This window comes from Shigella sp. FC1967 (assembly GCF_001743005.1).
Lineage (GTDB): Bacteria > Pseudomonadota > Gammaproteobacteria > Enterobacterales > Enterobacteriaceae > Proteus.
The window spans coordinates 1-1,135 of record NZ_MIIZ01001048.1; the positions used below are offsets into that span (position 1 = coordinate 1).

Below are 1,135 nucleotides of genomic sequence, written 5' to 3' on the forward strand. Positions count from 1 at the left end.
TTTTATCAAACACCACGATAGCACCAGCAAAAAATGCCCCTGTTGGTACTTGGTTTTCATCTGCAGGAACAAACCATTGTGGAACATCAAAACCGACACGACCGCGAATAAAACAAATATGGTCCGCTTCTTCACACCACCATGTTTCGCTTGTGGCCACTTTCAACAAGAAAACATAGCGCCCACCTTTTTCACGCATAGCTAACGCATGATTCATGATGTGGCGAACACCAGTAACAGGTTGTTTTTCATGATATGAACTACGTGAGTACGGTGGATTAGCGAAAGCAGAACCACCAATTTCCTTGAGTTTTTCCGACCAGTCCTGAGTAAGCGCGTTATCCTCAACCGTGTAGAAATGAGGGCATTTGCTGTTTTGTGCATCAGTAAATAGATCTAGCGTGAACGGCCCATAGAGTGAATTGATACCCCAATACAGGTTTTCAGGTGTACGCCACTGATCGCCAATTTCTTTTAATTTATGGGCTGATTGGCTTTTTAATTCCTGTAATTTCAATGCGTAATCAATCATTGCTGAGCCTCCTGTGACATTTCAGTCGCTTGTTTCCAAATGCTGTTCCATGCTTGGCGACCAGAAAACTCACTCATACGACGAATGCCGGTCTTACCCGCTAATTCAAGTGCAATCTCTTCAATACGGTTTTGAGGCTTAGAGCGAGAGCCAATCAAGCGAGAGAAGGCGCTGTCACGTTCAACGGTATCAACTTGAACCTTCGGCTCATCCTTTGGCTTTTGGCTACGAACGATCAGCTCATCAAAGTGTTTACGTAATTTACGAGGGCTTAAAATGTTTTGGTGCCAGAATGAATCTTTGTTGGCCCAATCGAACAAGGCACAAATTTGCTCATGGGTACGCCCATCGATTTGACGCATCAAACGGATATCGTTAGCCCAGTCATACCAAGTAGGCTCTAGCGCGGATGGATTCAGTTTTTTAACACGACCAAACATCCATTTTGCCGTTTTCAAATCACCTTCATCGCCCCATTTTTGGAAGTTAGCGCTGTAAATCACGGCTTCGGGATAACGAGTTAAAAAATCATTTTTCGGCTGGTCGCTGGATTCGCCAGAATTCTGCGACGAATGATCTGTTTCTGTTGTACTCTCTGAAGTA

The 1,135-nt window shown here is 44.2% G+C and carries 1 protein-coding gene and 1 pseudogene; both read right to left on the bottom strand.

Annotated features, from left to right (window positions below):
• On the bottom strand, positions 1 to 532 hold a 532-nt coding region (locus tag BHE89_RS17990), incomplete at its 3' end, for a phage N-6-adenine-methyltransferase (protein WP_128860697.1).
• A pseudogene (locus BHE89_RS17995) lies at positions 529 to 1,135 on the bottom strand (replication protein); the annotation flags it as partial. The pseudogene BHE89_RS17995 and the gene BHE89_RS17990, both read right to left, overlap by 4 nt.